Source organism: Escherichia sp. KS167_9B (genome assembly GCF_030295215.1).
In the GTDB taxonomy this organism is placed as follows: Bacteria; Pseudomonadota; Gammaproteobacteria; order Enterobacterales; family Enterobacteriaceae; genus Escherichia; species Escherichia coli_F.
In genome coordinates this window covers 4,194,719-4,212,745 of record NZ_AP025754.1, presented here as the reverse complement: position 1 = coordinate 4,212,745, position 18,027 = coordinate 4,194,719, and the positions used below count along the sequence as shown (strand labels likewise).

The following is an 18,027-nucleotide window of genomic DNA, read 5'->3' as shown; positions in this document are numbered from 1 at the left end:
AATTAAAGGGAGGTCTGGCTATTTATTGCTGGGCCTCTTTATATTAATCAATCGATCACACCAGATAATCAATATGCTGATGGCGTACCAACTCATTGATCCGCTTAAGATTGAGGATCATCATGATATTGTGTTTATGGCAGTAGAACGTTTTTAGCGATATTTTCAGTTTCTCCAGAATATCTTCCGTTGTCATTTGATTCGCAATGCAGCTCAGAACCTGATGCTGCTTGCGCGAAAGGGACACATCCGCTTCAGGCACAGAGCAGTAACTGCCATTGATGAGTGCGACAAAGTCGATGATGGTGATAGTTCGCGGAACAAAGGTCACCGGTACTTTCCCCAGGCAGCGTTTAATATTAAAGGGAGAGAAAATAATCACATGGACAGGTTTTAATCGTTCAATCTGAGTGAGCAAATTAGAATGAAATACATTATTCATTAATGTATCAATAATGACGAAGGCATGCTGATGCAACATTACGTCGATCTCTTCTTCGTTCTGTATATGAACGACATTACCTTTGCTCAGAATGTTTTTCATCGCAGTGAAGAACATCGTATCCCTGGTAATTATAAGAAACATAACCGACTCCTGGTGCGGACATTAACTTTATAATCAGTTTGCCAAAGGTAATTAACAGGACAGGGCTTATAATAATAATAGTTAGCTGGCTGTGTATTAATTTGATGTAATGCATGATGCAGATGCTGAGAAAGCATCTGCATCTCTCGGTGGTGTTATTTGACCAGCTCAGGTGTTACTTGACTCACCGCATTGGTGTAGTAAGGCGCGCCCCAGCCCGGTTCCGGCCAGAATGCACCATAGCCGTAATCCCACAGGTTATAGGTGGTATTAACCACTTCTCTCAAATGCCACACCTGGATGCCCTGCATATTCACTTCCAGGAAGTTATACGGGACTTTATTGATAAAGCCAGGTTGTTCACCCTGAATGGTACCGAGGATGGTAACAAAGTGATTACGATAGTTCACTGGATCAAGGAAGCCGCTTTGTCTGGCGAGCAGTCGGCCCTGATAGTTGGCTTCAATATCAGGCTTCGCATAGCTATCCAACGGTAATACAGCGATTTCTAACAACGTATCCGTTTTACCATTGATAACGTTGATAACCTTCCCGCCAAAGCGCGCTTGTTGACCAACATATAACCCCGGCTGGTTATGAACAGCAACAAAACTTTTTTGAATATCAGGTTGGTTATTGCCTTTGATATTTTGCGGAATTGAACTACATGCGGCAAGCAAAAATGAAAGGCTGAGGATGAGTGCACCTTTTGTCATGTTCATGTTACTATCCTTATCAACAAATATTAAAACCATAATAGATATTTCTTTATAGTTTTCATCTGATTCTGAGGCGATATGCCTGATAGTAACGTAAACCTGTCTGATGTTTATATCCCTTCTGTTTAGTTTAATTCTGTTAATTTTGGGGCGTGACATGAGTATCCATCGCCCCATAAAATAGCCTTTTTTTAAAGGTACATAAAATCTATTTTTATTCAATGCTTATAAAGCGCTAATGTTCAATATTATGGGATTATATTCTGGTAATGATTTGATAAGCGAATTCTTTTGCCAGTTGGTATTTCTATTTCCACCCCATAATTTATAGTTTTTTCATCAGGTAGCGATCTCTTTAAATAAGGTGCGTATGACATTTTTTTAGGATGAAACGTATCGTGTTGAAATATTTCGAATTGATATTCAGACATTTGTGCCCATTTTTTAATTCTATTGTATCGAGAGGGTGTTGTAAAATATTTAACTTGCTTGTAACATTCTTTTTGGAATTCTTTCTGATATTTTATTATGTTGTTGTATGAAAGATTATTTACCCTGGTTTCTAATAATTCTATTATTGTCGAAGCAATTTCCGCTTTTGCTCTTAAAGAGTTGTCATTAATGGTTAATAATGTTGAAAATAAACCATTGATTTGTTTGTCAACATATTGTTCATCTTTATGTAATTTTGTGATAGGGTTTTCCTTATGTGAAAAAATAGTATCAAATAAATTTGCGTCAGTGAAGTTTACATTAAGTAGATCTTCGAAATAAAACCTTGACAAGGTTAGAACGAACCCGGACAGGTCCTGTCCTGTCATATTGAAATCAATAAAGTTGGTTCCAGCAAAGACTTTCATCCTGTTTTCATTTTTACTGTGCTCAATATACAACCTTGTCATTTTTTGGTACAAGCGTTGAATATCTTTTATATCAGTTGGTAGATCAGTTCGTTGCCCAGAAAAATTTTTATTTTCGGAAGAAACGGTTTGGACACTGAATCTTACTGGTATTCCCTCTTCTACGAGAATTTTAGTTATGATTGGCTTATTGGGCTTAGGATTAAAGACAACAATGATTTTAGATTCAGAGTTTTTATTCTTTTCGTATCTAATGTTATTAATCTGATTAAGTATTGATTGTGTCTGTTGCGTAAGTGGTGTCGAACTTATCGTTTCAATGTTATTAATAAGTTTTACAAGTTGAGCCACAACTTTTGAGTAGTCTGCATTTGTATATGTGGTGTTCGTGTGGCACGCATTAATTTGTTGGAGTTGTTGTTGCGCTAAATCAAATTGTTCAGCGTTATATCCTTCTTCAGACAATGAAAAATTAATGGGTTGCTGTTCTTCCTGATTATCACAAGGCCACATCGGTGTGTTTGGTGTTTTAACATTGTCGGTATCTGTTGTGCGGTTATAAATATCGCCGTGATATGTATTTATCATACCTGGGGTAAAGTCAATTGACATAACATTCCTTATTGTTCATCTATTTCGCTAAATTTTTGCAAATCGGAGAATTAGAACAGGAATGGATTTTCTTCTACGCGGAAATAAACACAATGCGTCATATCTTCCTGATATAATTACCTTTAACTTCCCTTTCATTTCCACCCGGTAATATTTGTGTATAAAAAAAGGGCAGTGATAGTATCGTAAAGGAAAACATTAACAACTATCAAAAAGCGCTCATTTTAAAAAGTTATGATGTTCTCCGATAGTGTGTGAAGTGATATTTTTGTGATGTTTTAGATGTGTAATAATGAACCAGGTTAAAGTGTATTTAAAAATGTGTTGTATTGGCGACTGAAATCTGCCCTTTAAAAGGGGGGATAGCACTGAGACAAAGAGGCATTGCTTCTCCGATAAAATGTCAGAGAAGCATGATTGCGTGGTGATTGTCGATTGATGACTTACTGACGGATCCGTCATCATTCTCAAAGCATTAGTTAAGTTATTTGTGATTTTTAAGGATTATCCTATCTATGATTTTCTACTCAGAAGGATAAGGCACTCACAATGCTCCTTATAGTTTACTGCTGGCATCTATTTAAAATAGCATTTGAGTCAAATAGCCCATCAAGATAGCCATACCTAAGATAACCGTCAGGAATGCAACTATCATCGGTATTCTGAACATTGATTTAAGTAATATCACTTCCGTCAGACTTGCGCCGGCACTGCCGATGATTAATGCCATTAATGCTCCCAGACCCATTCCTTTTGTCATCAGAACAGATGCCAGAGGGATAACCGCCTCTGCCCGGATATACAGCGGGATTCCGACAACGGCGCTCAATGGGATGGCGAAGGGATTATCTGCCCCTGCATGAGCGGCAATCCACGCTGAGGGAATAAAGCCATAAATAAAAGAGCCTATTAATACCCCTAACAAAAGATATGGCAGTACATCTTTAAACTGTTGCAACGCATCTTTGGTGGCTAGTTTTATGGGATTAATACTTACCACAGCTTTGGTACTGCAACAGTTTACTACCGGTTTCTCAATGGCTTTAGCCGCTGGACTACAGCAACTCACTTTTATTGGCGTATATGTCGTCCCCGGCGAAGTTTTGGCTGGAGAGCAACAATTTGCTGATGAGCTTTTACTGGCAATGATATGACGTTCAAATCTCAGAGAATCCAGGATAATACTGGCAAGTACGGAGACGCCGGCGGCGATAATCGCGTACAACAAGGTAACTTTCCAACCAAAGGTCACCCACATTAACCCGACGATAATGGGATTAAGTAACGGTGAAACAAATAAAAAAGTGAGAGTCGGACCAAACCCGGCTTTCGCTGACAACAATCCACGTAGCATGGGTATTGTCGAGCAACTACAGAACGGGGTAACGGCTCCCAACAGAGCAGCCAGGAGATAGCCTCTCCCTTTTCTGGCCCCCATCATCTGCTGGATTTTATGGTCTGGCACCTTTTGTCTTATCAGGCTGACACCGGCACTAATCACCATAAACAGCAAAGAAAGCTCGACGGCGAGAAACACAAACATCTCTGCGGCATCTTGCAGCATCGCAAGCCAACTACTCATAAGTAACCTCATTGAATAAAACTATATTTCCAGAATAATCGAAATGAAGTTCAGATCAAGATATTTCTGGTATTATCGAAATATCAACCAGACAGAGGGGGTGACACATGCAATTGGAAGAGGTCGCTAAGGCACTGAAAGAGTTAGGTCATCCGACCCGTTTGTTCATATTTAAGCATCTGGTCAAAGCGGGGGAACAAGGTTTGCCGGTCGGTGAGTTGCAAAAGCAGCTTGGGATACCCGGCTCTACACTCAGTCACCATATTTCAGCACTGGTATCGGTAGGACTGGTCAAACAAAACCGTGAGAGTCGAACGCTGATGTGTGTTTCGCAATACGCAATGCTGGAAGCGATAATTGAATTCTTACGCGAGGAGTGCTGCGTAAATAGCAAAATTGCCTGATACGCTACGCTCTACAGATTTCATGCCATATATTGAATTTGCACGGTTTTGTAGGTCGGATAAGACGCGTTAGCGTCGCATCCGACATAAACGAAGCGCACTTTACCAACTATCGGCAGTGGATATCGCCGCTTTATTTCAGGCGCTTACCCGCTTCATCAACCACTTTCTCGCCATCTTCCTTGGTGAACGCGCCTTGTTGCGCATCTGGCAGAATTTCCAGCACGACTTCTGAAGGGCGGCACAGGCGAGTTCCCAGCGACGTCACTACAATCGGGCGATTAATCAGAATCGGGTGCTGAAGCATAAAGTCGATTAACTGATCGTCAGTAAATTTATCTTCTGCAAGGCCCAGTTCCTCATACGGCTCAACGTTTTTACGCAACAGCGCACGAACGGAAATCCCCATATCGGCAATGAGCTTGACCAGTTCATCGCGCGTTGGCGGTGTTTCCAGATAATAGATAATGGTCGGTTCTGTACCGCTGTTGCGAATCATCTCCAGCGTATTACGCGACGTGCCGCAGGCCGGGTTGTGATAAATAGTAATGTTGCTCATATCAGTATCTCATTACGATGTGAAAGAGAGACGAAGCGCCAGCGCGGTAAGCGTCACAAACAGCACCGGCAGGGTCATGATAATCCCTGTACGGAAGTAATATCCCCAGCTGATAGTCATATTCTTCTGCGAAAGTACGTGCAGCCAGAGCAGCGTTGCCAGGCTACCAATTGGGGTAATTTTCGGTCCCAAATCACAGCCAATCACGTTGGCATAGACCATCGCTTCTTTGATGACACCAGATGCCGTGCTGCCATCAATGGACAACGCGCCAACCAGTACCGTCGGCATATTGTTCATAATAGAAGAGAGGAAGGCGGTGAGGAATCCGGTGCCGAGCGTCGCCGCCCACAGGCCGTGATCCGCCAGCACGTTGAGTACGCCAGAAAGATATTCCGTTAGTCCGGCATTGCGCAGGCCGTAAACCACCAGATACATGCCGAGCGAGAAGATGACAATCTGCCAGGGGGCACCGCGCAGCACTTTACCCGTATTAATCGCATGACCGCGTTTAGCGACGGCAAATAATATCAGCGCGCCTACTGCCGCAATGGCGCTTACCGGAATGCCGAGCGGTTCCAGGACGAAAAATCCCACCAGCAGAAGCAGTAAAACAACCCAGCCAGTTTTGAAGGTGGCAGGATCTTTAACCGCTTCTACGGGAGATTTAAGCAGCGCCATGTCGTAGTTCTGCGGAATATCTTTGCGGAAATAGAGATGCAACATCACCAGGGTAGCCAGTATTGCAGCGATATCCACCGGCACCATCACCGAGGCGTATTCGCGAAAGCCGAGGCTAAAGAAATCTGCCGAAACGATATTCACCAGATTGGAGACAATAAGCGGCAGGCTGGCGGTATCGGCAATGAATCCGGCCGCCATAACAAACGCCAGCGTAGTGCCTTTGCTGAACCCTAAAGCCAGCAGCATGGCGATGACAATCGGCGTCAAAATAAGCGCCGCGCCATCATTGGCAAACAGGGCCGCAACGGTAGCACCGAGCAGGACAATCCAGGTAAACAGCAAGCGACCGCGCCCATTGCCCCAGCGTGAGACGTGCAGCGCCGCCCATTCAAAAAAGCCGGACTCATCCAGCAGCAAGCTGATGATAATGACGGCTATAAACGCAGCCGTCGCGTTCCAGACGATATTCCACACCACCGGAATATCGCCCGGATGGACCACGCCAGTAACTAACGCCAGTACGGCGCCCAGTGTCGCACTCCAGCCGATGCCTAAACCTTTCGGCTGCCAGATAACCAATACGATGGTCAGGACAAAGATAGCGCCCGCCAGTAACATCATGCCTCCTGGATAAAACACATTCGAATATTCATATGTGTTTAGATAAATTTTTTAACTACAAATATTCTTACTGTCTGCGGAACAATTTTGTCTGGCGAGGTTACGGACAATCACCTGAACCTTTTCCTGTTCGCATCGCCAGGCCTGCTCAATAATTTTCGCCGCCCATGCTGGAATATGCGGCGATAAACGGTAATGAACCCACTTTCCTTGCTTGCGGTCCAGCAATAGCCCACTTTCACGCAGTAATGCCAGATGGCGGGAGATCTTGGGCTGCGACTGATCGAGGGCAGTGCAGAGATCGCAGACGCATAACTCACCCAGTTCGCTGAGCAGTAAAACGATGCCCAGACGGGTTTCATCGGCAAGAATTTTGAAGAGTTGGATGGGTAACAGAAATGACATATTACGCTCCTGATTGTTGCACTTAGTGTCTCTCTTCGAAGCGGATAAGTCAAAAACATATATGACTTAACGAATATGTAAGTGTAGAGAAAGGTATAGGTGTGAATTAAGCGTTGGGTGTTCATTTGAAAGGAAGTCTGAATCAGGATGTAAAAAAACCGACTTTGCGTCGGTTTTTTACTCTTCAGCCAGAGTTGGTGGCTCTGGCTGGAGTGAGAATGCCCACATCTAACGGTTCAATACTATTAGCCAGTGGCTAACATTGCAAGCGTTAGCGATTTCTTCAGCTGGCGAAGGGACAGTTTGCTATACATGGTGGTGAAAGAGGATTGATATACTTTCATCGGGTCGCTGCCGTACCAAGCCTTGTCCGAATCCGGACGTAAAAAAACCGACTTCGCGTCGGTTTTTTTACTCTTCAGCCCAGAGTTGGTGGCTCTGGCTGGAGTGAGATAGCCATCATCTAACACATCAATGCTAATACCATACTGAAACCATTGCAAGGACATGCTGGTTTTATAACCCGCAAGTACTGTATGATTATCCAGTTGGCTCTGAGGCATTTTCACTCTGGCAATGCGCATAAACGCTTTCAAAGTCCTGATCAGTGGTACGGGTGGTGCCGTTAACTGATGCTCTGGCCGGAGTGAGATTGCCCACATCTAACAATGAGGCATGCGCCGTGACAGGCAGTGGATGAGTAAGCGGATGCATTCTCACTCCATCGCATGGAGAAAACGGGTGATTGATAAAGCAATCATCGTTCTTGGGGCGTTAATTGCGCTGCTGGAACTGATCCGCTTCCTGCTTCAGCTTCTGAACTGATAGCGGAAACGTAACTAAGGGCAAAGAGCACACCACTCTTTGCCCTTTAACATTTAACGCATGGTAACGAACTCTTCTGCCGCCGTTGGGTGAATGGCGACGGTATTGTCGAAGTCTTTTTTGGTTGCGCCCATCTTCAGCGCCACTGCGAAGCCCTGCAACATTTCATCCATACCAAAGCCAATGCCGTGAATACCGACAATCTTCTCTTCCGGTCCAACGCACACCAGTTTCATGCGGCACGGCTGGCGGTGCGTGGTGACTGCGGTATACATCGCGGTGAAAGAGGATTTATACACTTTCACCTGATCGTCGCCGTACTGCTCGCGCGCCTGCGGTTCCGTTAAACCAACAGTACCAATCGGCGGATGACTGAAGACCACGGTCGGAATGTTGCTGTAATCCAGATGCTCATCCGGCTTGTTATTAAACAGGCGTTCAGAGAGGCGGCGGCCTGCTGCAACTGCCACCGGTGTCAGTTCCACTGCGCCCGTGTTATCGCCCACCGCGTAAATACCTTCAACGTTGGTATTTTGATATTTATCGACGACGATATAGCCTTTTTCGTTAGTTTTAACGCCAGCGGCTTCCAGGTTGATGTTGTCATTGGCAGGTTCGCGACCAATCGCCCAAATCAGGCAATCCACCGTTTCACTGCGACCATCTTCCAGCTCCAGCGTCAGGCTGCCATCAGCATTTTTCACGACCGCTTTCGGGATGGCGTTGGTGTGCAACTGCGGACCTTCGGCGTTCATCACTTCGACCAGCGTTTCAGAGATCATCGGGTCGAAGCTGCGCAGCGGCGCATGTTTACGAACAAACAGATGCGTCTTTGCGCCGAGGCCGTTAATCACACCCGCCAGTTCAACGGCGATGTAACCCGCGCCAACAACCGCTACACGCTCTGGCAAAGCAGGAAGGGCGAAGAAGCCATCGGAATCAATACCGTATTCCACGCCCGGAATATCCGGGTGGCTCGGGCGACCGCCGGTGGCGATCAGGATATGATCGGCCGTGATGGTTTCGCCGTTTACTTCAATGGTTTTGGCATCAACGAAGCGGGCAAAGCCTTTGATTACATCAACGTTATTTTTACCGAGCACGTTTTCATAGGAGGTATGAATACGGTCGATATAGGCGGTACGGCTGGCGATCAACGTTTCCCAGTTGAACTTATTGATGGTGGTATCAAAGCCATAATCCGGGCCGTACATGTTGATCGCTTCACGGATTTGCGCCGCGTGCCACATCACTTTTTTCGGCACGCAGCCAACATTCACGCAGGTGCCGCCCAGTTCTTTGGCTTCAATCAGCGCGCATTTCTGACCGTACATAGCCGCGCGGTTGATGGAGGCGATACCGCCGCTGCCGCCGCCGATGGCGATGTAATCATAGTGTTTAGTCATGACATATTGTCCTTATCGTTGATTACCGCGATTGTAGCGCGAGACGTAATAGGTGCCAGCAATGGCTGCAATTACTCTGGCACGATCCAGCTTACGGTGGCATGTCCGGTGCCAGCCGGAACCAGTTTGCTATGCAACCACGGCAACACGTTATTCATCTGCTGTTCCAGCTTCCACGGCGGGTTAATCACAATCATGCCGGAAGCGGTCATGCCACGGCGATCGCTGTCTGGCAATACCGCCAGTTCAATTTGCATAATCTTGCGAATACCGGTCGCTTCCAGATCGTGGATCATGCGCTTGATTTGCTGACGCAGCACCACTGGATACCACAGCGCGTAGACGCCTGTGGCAAAACGTTTATACCCCTCGTTAATGCCGCTGACCACCGCCTGATAGTCGGTTTTCATTTCATACGGCGGGTCGATAAGGATTAAACCACGGCGAGAAACCGGCGGCAGCTTGGCTTTAAGCTGCTGGAAACCGTCGGCTTTTTCCACGCGCGCACGGCTGTCTTTCTGAAATTCAGCACGCAGCAACGGGAAATCGCTCGGGTGCAGCTCGGTCAGTTGCAGACTGTCCTGCTCGCGCAGTAGCTGGCGAGCAATCAACGGCGAACCTGGGTAGTAACGTAACTGCCCGCTACGGTTAAAATGTTCCACCACGCTGATGTACGGTTCCAGCTCCGCAGGCAGATCGTCCTGCTGCCAGATACGGGCGATACCTTCGAGATATTCGCCGGTACGCTCGGCATGTTCACTGCCTAACTGATAACGCCCCGCACCCGCGTGGGTATCCAGATAGAGAAACGGTTTATCTTTCTCTTTCAGTGACTCGATGATCAGGCTCTGAACGGTATGTTTAAGAACGTCGGCGTGGTTGCCAGCGTGAAAGCTGTGGCGATAACTGAGCATGGGTAAAGGTGTTCCGGTAAGTAAAAATCGGCCCGTATTCGGGGCGCACAAAAGCCTATCAGGACAGTATACCGAAAAGAGGCCGTCGCCGCGAAAGCGTAACGTTTCTCATTGAAATTCACTACACTTAACCCCATGCTACACACATTATGTAAAGCGCCTGTTGAGCGCTTCCTTAACCTCTTTAACCAGGACTGCGCTAATGACGAATCCGTTACTGACTCCCTTTGAATTGCCTCCGTTTTCTAAAATTCTCCCGGAACATGTCGTTCCAGCCGTGACGAAGGCATTGAATGACTGCCGTGAAAATGTGGAGCGCGTAGTAGCGCAAGGGGCACCGTACACCTGGGAAAATCTCTGCCAGCCGCTGGCGGAAGTGGACGATGTGTTGGGGCGTATCTTCTCCCCGGTCAGCCACCTGAACTCGGTGAAAAATAGCCCGGAACTGCGTGAAGCCTACGAACAAACCCTGCCGCTGCTGTCAGAATACAGCACCTGGGTAGGGCAACATGAAGGGCTGTATAAAGCGTACCGCGATCTGCGCGATGGCGATCATTACGCCACGCTGAATACGGCGCAGAAGAAAGCGGTTGATAACGCCCTGCGTGATTTTGAACTCTCTGGCATCGGTCTGCCGAAAGAGAAACAGCAACGCTACGGCGAAATTGCTACCCGTCTTTCCGAACTGGGCAACCAGTACAGCAACAACGTCCTTGATGCGACGATGGGCTGGACCAAACTCGTTACCGACGAAGCGGAACTGGCGGGTATGCCAGAAAGCGCGCTGGCGGCGGCAAAAGCCCAGGCCGAAGCGAAAGAACTGGAAGGCTACTTGCTGACGCTGGATATCCCAAGCTATTTGCCGGTAATGACCTACTGCGACAACCAGGCCTTGCGTGAAGAGATGTATCGCGCTTACAGCACTCGCGCTTCCGATCAAGGCCCGAACGCCGGTAAGTGGGACAATAGCAAGGTGATGGAAGAGATCCTCGCTCTGCGTCACGAACTGGCGCAACTGCTGGGCTTTGAAAACTACGCCTTTAAATCTCTGGCTACCAAAATGGCGGAGAACCCGCAGCAGGTGCTTGATTTCTTAACCGATCTGGCAAAACGCGCCCGTCCGCAGGGTGAAAAAGAGCTGGCACAGCTGCGCACCTTCGCCAAAGCCGAATTTGGCGTCGATGAGTTGCAGCCGTGGGATATCGCATACTACAGCGAAAAACAGAAACAGCACCTCTACAGCATCAGCGACGAACAGCTGCGTCCGTACTTCCCGGAAAACAAAGCGGTTAACGGCTTGTTTGAAGTGGTGAAACGTATTTACGGCATCACCGCTAAAGAGCGCAAAGATGTTGATGTCTGGCATCCGGATGTCCGTTTCTTCGAACTGTATGACGAGAACAACGAACTGCGCGGCAGCTTCTACCTCGACCTCTATGCCCGTGAGAACAAGCGCGGCGGGGCGTGGATGGATGACTGCGTAGGCCAGATGCGTAAAGCCGACGGTTCGCTGCAAAAACCGGTCGCTTACCTGACATGTAACTTCAACCGCCCGGTGAATGGTAAACCGGCGCTGTTTACGCATGACGAAGTAATCACGCTGTTCCACGAGTTCGGTCATGGCCTGCATCATATGCTGACCCGCATTGAAACCGCCGGTGTATCCGGGATCAGCGGGGTACCGTGGGATGCGGTCGAACTGCCGAGCCAGTTTATGGAAAACTGGTGCTGGGAGCCGGAGGCGCTGGCGTTTATCTCCGGTCACTATGAGACTGGCGAACCGCTGCCGAAAGAACTGCTGGATAAAATGCTGGCGGCGAAGAACTACCAGGCGGCGCTGTTTATTCTGCGTCAGCTGGAGTTCGGCCTGTTCGATTTCCGTCTACATGCAGAATTCCGTCCGGATCAGGGGGCGAAAATCCTCGAAACTCTGGCAGAAATCAAGAAGCTGGTTGCCGTGGTACCGTCTCCGTCATGGGGCCGTTTCCCGCACGCTTTCAGCCATATTTTCGCCGGTGGTTATGCGGCAGGTTACTACAGCTACCTGTGGGCTGACGTACTGGCGGCAGATGCCTTCTCACGCTTTGAGGAAGAGGGTATTTTCAACCGAGAAACCGGGCAGTCGTTCCTCGACAACATTCTGAGCCGTGGCGGTTCAGAAGAGCCGATGGATCTGTTCAAACGCTTCCGTGGGCGTGAACCGCAACTGGATGCGATGCTGGAGCATTACGGCATTAAGGGCTGATCATTCAGTGAAAATCTGTTTAATTGATGAAACAGGCGCCGGAGACGGCGCCTTATCTGTTCTGGCGTCCCGCTGGGGGCTGGAGCACGATGAAGACAACCTGATGGCGCTGGTGTTAACGCCGGAACATCTGGAATTGCGCAAGCGTGATGAGCCAAAACTTGGCGGCATCTTTGTTGATTTTGTTGGCGGAGCGATGGCGCATCGTCGCAAATTCGGCGGTGGTCGTGGTGAGGCGGTGGCGAAAGCGGTGGGCATTAAAGGCGATTATTTGCCGGATGTCGTCGATGCCACCGCAGGACTGGGGCGCGATGCCTTTGTGCTGGCTTCTGTAGGTTGTCGTGTACGGATGCTGGAGCGTAATCCGGTGGTTGCTGCATTGCTCGACGACGGCCTGGCGCGTGGTTATGCGGATGCGGAAATCGGCGGCTGGTTGCAGGAGCGTTTGCAATTAATTCACGCCTCCAGCCTGACGGCGCTGACTGATATTACCCCACGCCCGCAGGTGGTCTATCTCGACCCGATGTTCCCGCATAAGCAGAAAAGCGCGCTGGTGAAAAAAGAGATGCGCGTGTTCCAGTCGCTGGTGGGGCCGGATCTCGACGCTGATGGATTGCTGGAGCCTGCACGCTTGCTGGCGACCAAACGCGTGGTGGTAAAGCGCCCGGACTACGCGCCACCGCTGGCGAATGTCGCCACGCCAAACGCGGTAGTTACCAAAGGGCATCGCTTTGATATTTATGCAGGTACGCCGGTGTGAAAGTAAAGCAGGGTAGTGTTATTGCTACCCTGTGTTCTGCAAGAATAATTAATGGCTTTCCGGCGTCTCAATCATGCGTTTTAGCCACGGCACCATCAACAGCATCACTACTGCAACGCCCAGCGTAACCAGGCCAATTTTACCAAACACGCTGGTATAGACGGGCAACGTCTCAAGCGGATCGGTAATGTTGTCTGGTACTGCGGTAAATGTTGCCACATAGCCGCCAAGCAAGAACGCGGCAGCTTGCGTCAGGAACCACATCCCGAGAATAAAGCCCATCAAATGCTGCGGCACCAGGGCAGCAATCATCGCCAGGCCAAGGGCACTAATAAACAGTTCACCTAAACTCTGGAATAAGTAAACCAGCACGATAAACCATGGTGATGTCAGCCCTTGTGCATCAGCAAACCACATTCCCGCAGCTGCAGCCGTCAAAAAGCCCAGCGAGCACATAAACATACCGAGAGTAAATTTCATCGGCATCGAGAGGTCTTTGCCTTTGTTACCCAAATGCGTGTAGATACCTGCCAGTATTGGGCTGGCGAGTACCACCCAGAACGGGTTAAGCGCCTGGAAGCTGACCGGGTTGATGGAAAAGCCGAGAATTTCATGATGCACGTTGTTGATGGCAAAGAAGTTCAGCGACGTTGGCATCTGGGCGTAGAGAATGTAAAACACCACCGCTTCGAGCATCAGGACAAAGGCAACAAACATTTTATTGCGCCCGGTTTTATCCAGCTTGAATGCCTGACGAAAGAAGATGATGGTGACGACGATGGAGAGAACAATCAGCACCAGATTGGCGACTTCTACGTTGTGCATCAGCCATGCACAGACGAAGATCATCACCACGCTGCCAAGTAATACGTACAACAGTTTGCTGAAGCTCATCGGCTTGAAGTCGGGTTCAGAACCAATGTTTTTCACCATTCCACGACAGGCGATGTAAACCAGTAGCGCGATAATTAACCCCGCACCGCACAGGTTGTAGGTAACAGAATAACCGAATCTATCAGCGATCACGGGGGCCAGCGATAACGCTATCAACGAGCCGATATTGATCGACATATAGAATAGGGTGAATGCGCCATCAAGCCGTGGATCTTTCGGCGGATAGCACTTCGAAAGCAAGCTGGCGGGGTTAGCTTTAAACAGGCCGTTACCGACAGCGATAGTGCCCAGGGCGATGAAAATCAGGTCAGGCTTAAGTAGCGACATGCCGGTCATGAAGTAGCCAATCGCCAGCACAAGTGCTCCGAGAACAATGGTGCGTTTGGTCCCCAGCAGGTGGTCGCCGACATAGCCGCCAATGGAAATGAGGCCATAGACCAGCGCAGCAAACGCACCAAAAGTGACAAAAGCCTGCTCTTGCGAGAATCCAAGCTGTTTAACGAAGAAAACCGCCAGTACGCCCTGCACGCCGTAGTAGCCGAATCGCTCCCATAACTCGACAAAAAAGATCATGAAAAATGGGCGAGGTTGCTGCAGCATCCCCATGGGTGTTGTTGTATTCATATTTATTAACCTTCCAATACCATCCTGAAAAGTATGAACGCGTAAGGGATAACGCGCGAAAAAGTTTACATCTGTCAGAGATTCTTAATATTGATGCGGTGAATAGATTAATACACTATTACAACAGAAAATAACCAGCTGATCACACTAATGATGGAAAATATGATGGTGTTAAATGTTGTATTGGCTGGGGATTTTGATTGCGTACGCAGATCGTAGGCCAGATAAGGCGTATACGCTGCATCAGGTAACAAGGCGCGCCAAAAAGCAAAACGCCCGCATATGCGGGCGTTCAGGCACACGTCGTGGAGGGAAGATTATTCTTCTTCGTCGCGCAGCGGAACAATCAGCATATCAACGTGAACGGTGTTGATCAGCTGACGTGCGGAAGACATCAGTTTGCTCCAGAAGTCCTGGTGGTGACCACAAACCACCAGATCCATATCGTATTTCTTGATTGCATCGACCAGAACCTGGCCCAGATCGCCGCTGCCGCTCAGGGTTTCAGTGATTGGGTAGCCTGCATTAGTAGAAAGCTCGGTCAGCGCATGATGTGTCTCTTCAGAGATGCGTTTCTGCATATCACCCAGATTCACATCAATAAGCCCGGTGTATAGGTCAGAGTAGTTTACATCTACGTGGATCAGAGAAACTTTCGCATTGTAGGGGCGAGCCATAGAGACTGCTTTCTCTACCAGAACTTTGCTTTCCGGGGAGAGATCGACCGCGATGAGAATGTGTTTATAAGCCATAGTGTTACTCCTTCCATAAAGTTGTCGATGACTGGCCAGCTAGCGTTTCTTGTGCCGTTACGTCACCCGCGTCCTGCGAACTACGTGCGCGGGGCTAACCCAGCCGTAAAGATTCAGTGTTAAGACCATCCTTACCTTATAGCGACCCGGATGATCCGTCAATCCGCCTTGCTTACCCGTTAGATAAACAAATTTTCGGCATGAATATATTGATAGTGGTTAACCTTCTGGAAAAAAAACAACCTGATCTCCTACACTATCTATAGAGCCGCTCGGATGTTGGTCACCACAAAAGCGGTTTCTCCAGGACCTGGTGTTAACTGATTGGCAGCGTATCGGGAGCGGTAGCCCCGGGGTGGAACTCCGCGGGCAGGTCGCCGGGGAGGAGGTATGATAAGCACCGTCGCATTATTTTGGGCTTTATGTGTCGTTTGCATTGTTAACATGGCGCGCTATTTCTCATCACTACGCGCGTTGTTAGTGGTACTGCGTAACTGCGATCCATTGCTCTATCAATATGTGGATGGGGGGGGCTTTTTTACCTCACATGGCCAACCCAACAAACAGGTGCGTCTCGTTTGGTATATCTATGCCCAACGTTATCGCGATCATCACGATGATGAGTTTATTCGCCGCTGTGAGCGGGTGCGTCGGCAGTTTATTCTGACCAGCGCATTGTGTGGTCTGGTGGTGGTCAGTCTGATTGCATTGATGATTTGGCATTAAGCACTTCAGCAAAAATAACGCATAAAAAAAGCGGGCCAGCAAACTGACCCGCTCGAGACTGATTACAAACGCAAAATTGCCTGATGCGCTACGCTTATCAGGCCTACATAATCTCTGCAATCTATTAAATTTGCATGTTTTTGTAGGCTGGATAAGGCGTTCACGCCGCATCCGGCATGAACAAAGCGCACTATGTCAACAATCTGAAGCGGGCCAGCTGACCCGCTCGTTTTGGTGCGTGCGATTACAGGAACTGCAAGGAGAGCCAGTAAAGCCCGCCGGAAAGCAGTACCGCAGCCGGAAGGGTAAACACCCAGGCCATCAGAATACTGGTCACGGTTTTACGCTGTAAGCCGCCGCCATCTACCACCATCGTCCCCGCGACAGAAGAGGAGAGTACGTGGGTAGTGGAAACCGGCATCCCGGTATAACTCGCCAGGCCGATAGACACTGCTGCAGTCATCTGGGCAGACATCCCCTGAGCGTAGGTCATGCCTTTCTTACCGATTTTCTCACCGATAGTCGTTGCCACACGACGCCAGCCAATCATCGTACCGATACCTAACGCCAGCGCGACCGCCATGATGATCCACACCGGCGCATACTCGATGGTGCTAAGCATGTCGGACTTCAGTTTCTTCAACAGGCGCTGATCGTCTGCACTCACGCCAGGCATCTTCACCACTTTGTCGATAGTGTCAGAAACGCACAGCATAATGCGGCGCATCTGGCTACGTTGATCAAGCGACAGCTTGTCGTAGCTTTCCACATCAGTAGTCAACATGCCTTTCAGGCGGTTGAGCGCGTTAATGGTATTCGACGGATGGCAATGGAACTCCGCAGGTTGCGTTGCGCCAGCTTCCGGAGCCGGTACTAACTGATCAGCACCGGTAGCCTGTTTCAGCAGCGCAGGGTGCTGCTCAAAGTAAGCTTCCACGTTGTTGATGGCATCACGGGTACGGGTGATTTCGTAGCCAGTAGCATTCATGTTCACCACGAAGCCTGCTGGTGCGACGCCAATCAATACCAACATAACCAGACCAATGCCTTTCTGACCATCGTTCGCGCCGTGCGAAAACGCCACGCCGATAGCGGAAAGGATCAGCGCAATACGCGTCCAGAACGGCGGCTTTTTCTTGCCGTCTTTCTTTTCACGCTCCGCTGGGGTCAGGTGGATACGGGCGCGTTTCTTGGTGCCGCTCCAGTAGCGGCGCAGCAAGAAAATCAGACCGCCAGCAAACACCAGGCCGACAATAGGGGAAACGATCAGAGAACCGAAAATACTTAATACTTTCGGGATATTGAGTGCATCCACCACTGACGTCCCGGTCATCAACGCATTGGTTAAACCAATCCCGATGATCGCGCCAATCAGCGTATGAGAGCTGGATGCAGGTAAACCAAAGTACCAGGTACCCAGGTTCCAGATAATCGCCGCCAGCAACATAGAGAACACCATGGCAAGGCCATGAGACGATCCCATATTAAGCAGCAGATCCGTCGGCAGCATATGCACAATGGCATAGGCAACACTCAGACCACCCAGCAAAACACCCAAAAAGTTGAATACCGCCGCCATAACCACGGCGAGCTGAGAACGCATCGCGCGGGTATAGATAACGGTTGCCACGGCGTTGGCTGTGTCATGGAAACCATTGATGGCTTCGTAGAACAGCACAAAAGCCAGTGCAAGCAATAATAACAGCCCGGTATGCAAATCCAGGCCAGCAAACAAATGTAGCATAGGACGTTACGCCATTTTGAGGACATGAACGCGGCGCATTATCAGTGACTTTCGCGGCGCGGGCAAAGTGAAATATAGACTTTTTTTGATTTGCCTCCTGTATGG

At 48.8% G+C, this 18,027-nt stretch carries 19 protein-coding genes; 6 read left to right on the top strand and 13 right to left on the bottom strand.

Annotated features, from left to right (window positions below):
* Positions 1-55 precede the first annotated feature (55 nt).
* The 4 genes from QUE34_RS21175 to QUE34_RS21160 all read right to left on the bottom strand — a co-directional run bounded on the left by QUE34_RS21175 (position 56) and on the right by QUE34_RS21160 (position 4,359).
* Positions 56-586 (bottom strand): helix-turn-helix transcriptional regulator, encoded by a 531-nt coding sequence (locus QUE34_RS21175; protein ID WP_000478615.1) that lies wholly within the window; start codon positions 584-586, stop codon positions 56-58.
* Between the two features lie 155 nt (positions 587-741).
* Entirely contained in the window at positions 742-1,308 is a 567-nt protein-coding gene (gene slp / locus QUE34_RS21170) for an outer membrane lipoprotein Slp (protein ID WP_001057453.1), read from the bottom strand.
* A 245-nt stretch (positions 1,309-1,553) separates the two neighbouring features.
* A complete protein-coding gene (locus tag QUE34_RS21165; protein ID WP_032303985.1) occupies positions 1,554-2,777 on the bottom strand; it encodes a hypothetical protein in 1,224 nt (407 codons plus the stop codon).
* Positions 2,778-3,357: 580 nt separating this feature from the next.
* On the bottom strand, positions 3,358-4,359 hold the full coding sequence (locus QUE34_RS21160) for a permease (protein WP_032304001.1): 1,002 nt from the start codon (positions 4,357-4,359) through the stop codon (positions 3,358-3,360).
* A 107-nt stretch (positions 4,360-4,466) separates the two neighbouring features.
* Between QUE34_RS21160 and QUE34_RS21155 the strand changes: the two genes are divergently transcribed.
* Positions 4,467-4,763 (top strand): ArsR/SmtB family transcription factor, encoded by a 297-nt coding sequence (locus QUE34_RS21155; protein ID WP_001175589.1) that lies wholly within the window; start codon positions 4,467-4,469, stop codon positions 4,761-4,763.
* A gap of 133 nt (positions 4,764-4,896) precedes the next feature.
* Here QUE34_RS21155 and arsC read toward each other — a convergent pair whose 3' ends face one another.
* The 4 genes from arsC to QUE34_RS21135 all read right to left on the bottom strand — a co-directional run bounded on the left by arsC (position 4,897) and on the right by QUE34_RS21135 (position 7,616).
* Positions 4,897-5,322: a glutaredoxin-dependent arsenate reductase gene (arsC, locus tag QUE34_RS21150; RefSeq protein WP_032303984.1), complete on the bottom strand. Its 426-nt coding sequence runs from the start codon at positions 5,320-5,322 to the stop codon at positions 4,897-4,899.
* 12 nt (positions 5,323-5,334) lie between these two features.
* Positions 5,335-6,624: an arsenite/antimonite:H(+) antiporter ArsB gene (gene arsB / locus QUE34_RS21145; protein ID WP_000922644.1), complete on the bottom strand. Its 1,290-nt coding sequence runs from the start codon at positions 6,622-6,624 to the stop codon at positions 5,335-5,337.
* Positions 6,625-6,678: 54 nt separating this feature from the next.
* Entirely contained in the window at positions 6,679-7,032 is a 354-nt protein-coding gene (gene arsR, locus QUE34_RS21140; protein WP_000008961.1) for an As(III)-sensing metalloregulatory transcriptional repressor ArsR, read from the bottom strand.
* Between the two features lie 245 nt (positions 7,033-7,277).
* A complete protein-coding gene (locus tag QUE34_RS21135; protein WP_162754263.1) occupies positions 7,278-7,616 on the bottom strand; it encodes a hypothetical protein in 339 nt (112 codons plus the stop codon).
* 157 nt (positions 7,617-7,773) lie between these two features.
* Between QUE34_RS21135 and dinQ the strand changes: the two genes are divergently transcribed.
* The gene (dinQ, locus tag QUE34_RS21130) at positions 7,774-7,857 is read left to right on the top strand and encodes a damage-inducible type I toxin DinQ (RefSeq protein ID WP_001295215.1); all 84 of its coding nucleotides are present in this window, start codon (positions 7,774-7,776) and stop codon (positions 7,855-7,857) included.
* Positions 7,858-7,910: 53 nt separating this feature from the next.
* Here the strand turns inward: dinQ and gorA are convergent, their stop codons facing one another.
* Both gorA and rlmJ read right to left on the bottom strand, forming a co-directional pair.
* Positions 7,911-9,263: a glutathione-disulfide reductase gene (gene gorA, locus QUE34_RS21125; RefSeq protein WP_032303983.1), complete on the bottom strand. Its 1,353-nt coding sequence runs from the start codon at positions 9,261-9,263 to the stop codon at positions 7,911-7,913.
* 71 nt (positions 9,264-9,334) lie between these two features.
* The gene (gene rlmJ, locus QUE34_RS21120) at positions 9,335-10,177 is read right to left on the bottom strand and encodes a 23S rRNA (adenine(2030)-N(6))-methyltransferase (RefSeq protein WP_032303982.1); all 843 of its coding nucleotides are present in this window, start codon (positions 10,175-10,177) and stop codon (positions 9,335-9,337) included.
* 202 nt (positions 10,178-10,379) lie between these two features.
* Between rlmJ and prlC the strand changes: the two genes are divergently transcribed.
* Together prlC and rsmJ are read left to right on the top strand one after the other, a co-directional pair.
* Positions 10,380-12,422 (top strand): oligopeptidase A, encoded by a 2,043-nt coding sequence (prlC, locus tag QUE34_RS21115; RefSeq protein ID WP_001353599.1) that lies wholly within the window; start codon positions 10,380-10,382, stop codon positions 12,420-12,422.
* Positions 12,423-12,429: 7 nt separating this feature from the next.
* The gene (gene rsmJ, locus QUE34_RS21110; protein WP_032303981.1) at positions 12,430-13,182 is read left to right on the top strand and encodes a 16S rRNA (guanine(1516)-N(2))-methyltransferase RsmJ; all 753 of its coding nucleotides are present in this window, start codon (positions 12,430-12,432) and stop codon (positions 13,180-13,182) included.
* A gap of 48 nt (positions 13,183-13,230) precedes the next feature.
* Here rsmJ and dtpB read toward each other — a convergent pair whose 3' ends face one another.
* Positions 13,231-14,700, bottom strand: coding sequence for a dipeptide/tripeptide permease DtpB (dtpB, locus tag QUE34_RS21105; RefSeq protein WP_032303979.1), 1,470 nt, complete (start codon positions 14,698-14,700; stop codon positions 13,231-13,233).
* Between the two features lie 165 nt (positions 14,701-14,865).
* On the opposite strand from dtpB, the gene QUE34_RS21100 reads away from it, so the two are divergent.
* Positions 14,866-14,919, top strand: a complete 54-nt coding sequence (locus tag QUE34_RS21100) for a hypothetical protein (protein WP_212591402.1) — start codon at positions 14,866-14,868, stop codon at positions 14,917-14,919.
* 98 nt (positions 14,920-15,017) lie between these two features.
* Here the strand turns inward: QUE34_RS21100 and uspA are convergent, their stop codons facing one another.
* Positions 15,018-15,452, bottom strand: a complete 435-nt coding sequence (uspA, locus tag QUE34_RS21095) for a universal stress protein UspA (RefSeq protein ID WP_000323571.1) — start codon at positions 15,450-15,452, stop codon at positions 15,018-15,020.
* Between the two features lie 390 nt (positions 15,453-15,842).
* Between uspA and uspB the strand changes: the two genes are divergently transcribed.
* Positions 15,843-16,178 carry a universal stress protein UspB gene (uspB, locus tag QUE34_RS21090; protein ID WP_000626187.1) on the top strand — a complete coding sequence of 112 codons (336 nt, stop codon included), beginning with the start codon at positions 15,843-15,845 and terminating at the stop codon, positions 16,176-16,178.
* 244 nt (positions 16,179-16,422) lie between these two features.
* Here uspB and pitA read toward each other — a convergent pair whose 3' ends face one another.
* Positions 16,423-17,922, bottom strand: coding sequence for an inorganic phosphate transporter PitA (gene pitA, locus QUE34_RS21085; protein WP_000902780.1), 1,500 nt, complete (start codon positions 17,920-17,922; stop codon positions 16,423-16,425).
* Between the last annotated feature and the right edge of the window lie 105 nt (positions 17,923-18,027).

Bases quoted from the DNA above. Each gene is read 5' to 3' on its own strand.
- QUE34_RS21175 (WP_000478615.1), bottom strand. From the start codon at position 586: ATGTTTCTTATAATTACCAGGGATACGATGTTCTTCACTGCGATGAAA.
- slp (WP_001057453.1), bottom strand. From the start codon at position 1,308: ATGAACATGACAAAAGGTGCACTCATCCTCAGCCTTTCATTTTTGCTT.
- QUE34_RS21165 (WP_032303985.1), bottom strand. From the start codon at position 2,777: ATGTCAATTGACTTTACCCCAGGTATGATAAATACATATCACGGCGAT.
- QUE34_RS21160 (WP_032304001.1), bottom strand. From the start codon at position 4,359: ATGAGTAGTTGGCTTGCGATGCTGCAAGATGCCGCAGAGATGTTTGTG.
- QUE34_RS21155 (WP_001175589.1), top strand. From the start codon at position 4,467: ATGCAATTGGAAGAGGTCGCTAAGGCACTGAAAGAGTTAGGTCATCCG.
- arsC (WP_032303984.1), bottom strand. From the start codon at position 5,322: ATGAGCAACATTACTATTTATCACAACCCGGCCTGCGGCACGTCGCGT.
- arsB (WP_000922644.1), bottom strand. From the start codon at position 6,624: ATGTTACTGGCGGGCGCTATCTTTGTCCTGACCATCGTATTGGTTATC.
- arsR (WP_000008961.1), bottom strand. From the start codon at position 7,032: ATGTCATTTCTGTTACCCATCCAACTCTTCAAAATTCTTGCCGATGAA.
- QUE34_RS21135 (WP_162754263.1), bottom strand. From the start codon at position 7,616: ATGCGCATTGCCAGAGTGAAAATGCCTCAGAGCCAACTGGATAATCAT.
- gorA (WP_032303983.1), bottom strand. From the start codon at position 9,263: ATGACTAAACACTATGATTACATCGCCATCGGCGGCGGCAGCGGCGGT.
- rlmJ (WP_032303982.1), bottom strand. From the start codon at position 10,177: ATGCTCAGTTATCGCCACAGCTTTCACGCTGGCAACCACGCCGACGTT.
- prlC (WP_001353599.1), top strand. From the start codon at position 10,380: ATGACGAATCCGTTACTGACTCCCTTTGAATTGCCTCCGTTTTCTAAA.
- dtpB (WP_032303979.1), bottom strand. From the start codon at position 14,700: ATGAATACAACAACACCCATGGGGATGCTGCAGCAACCTCGCCCATTT.
- uspA (WP_000323571.1), bottom strand. From the start codon at position 15,452: ATGGCTTATAAACACATTCTCATCGCGGTCGATCTCTCCCCGGAAAGC.
- uspB (WP_000626187.1), top strand. From the start codon at position 15,843: ATGATAAGCACCGTCGCATTATTTTGGGCTTTATGTGTCGTTTGCATT.
- pitA (WP_000902780.1), bottom strand. From the start codon at position 17,922: ATGCTACATTTGTTTGCTGGCCTGGATTTGCATACCGGGCTGTTATTA.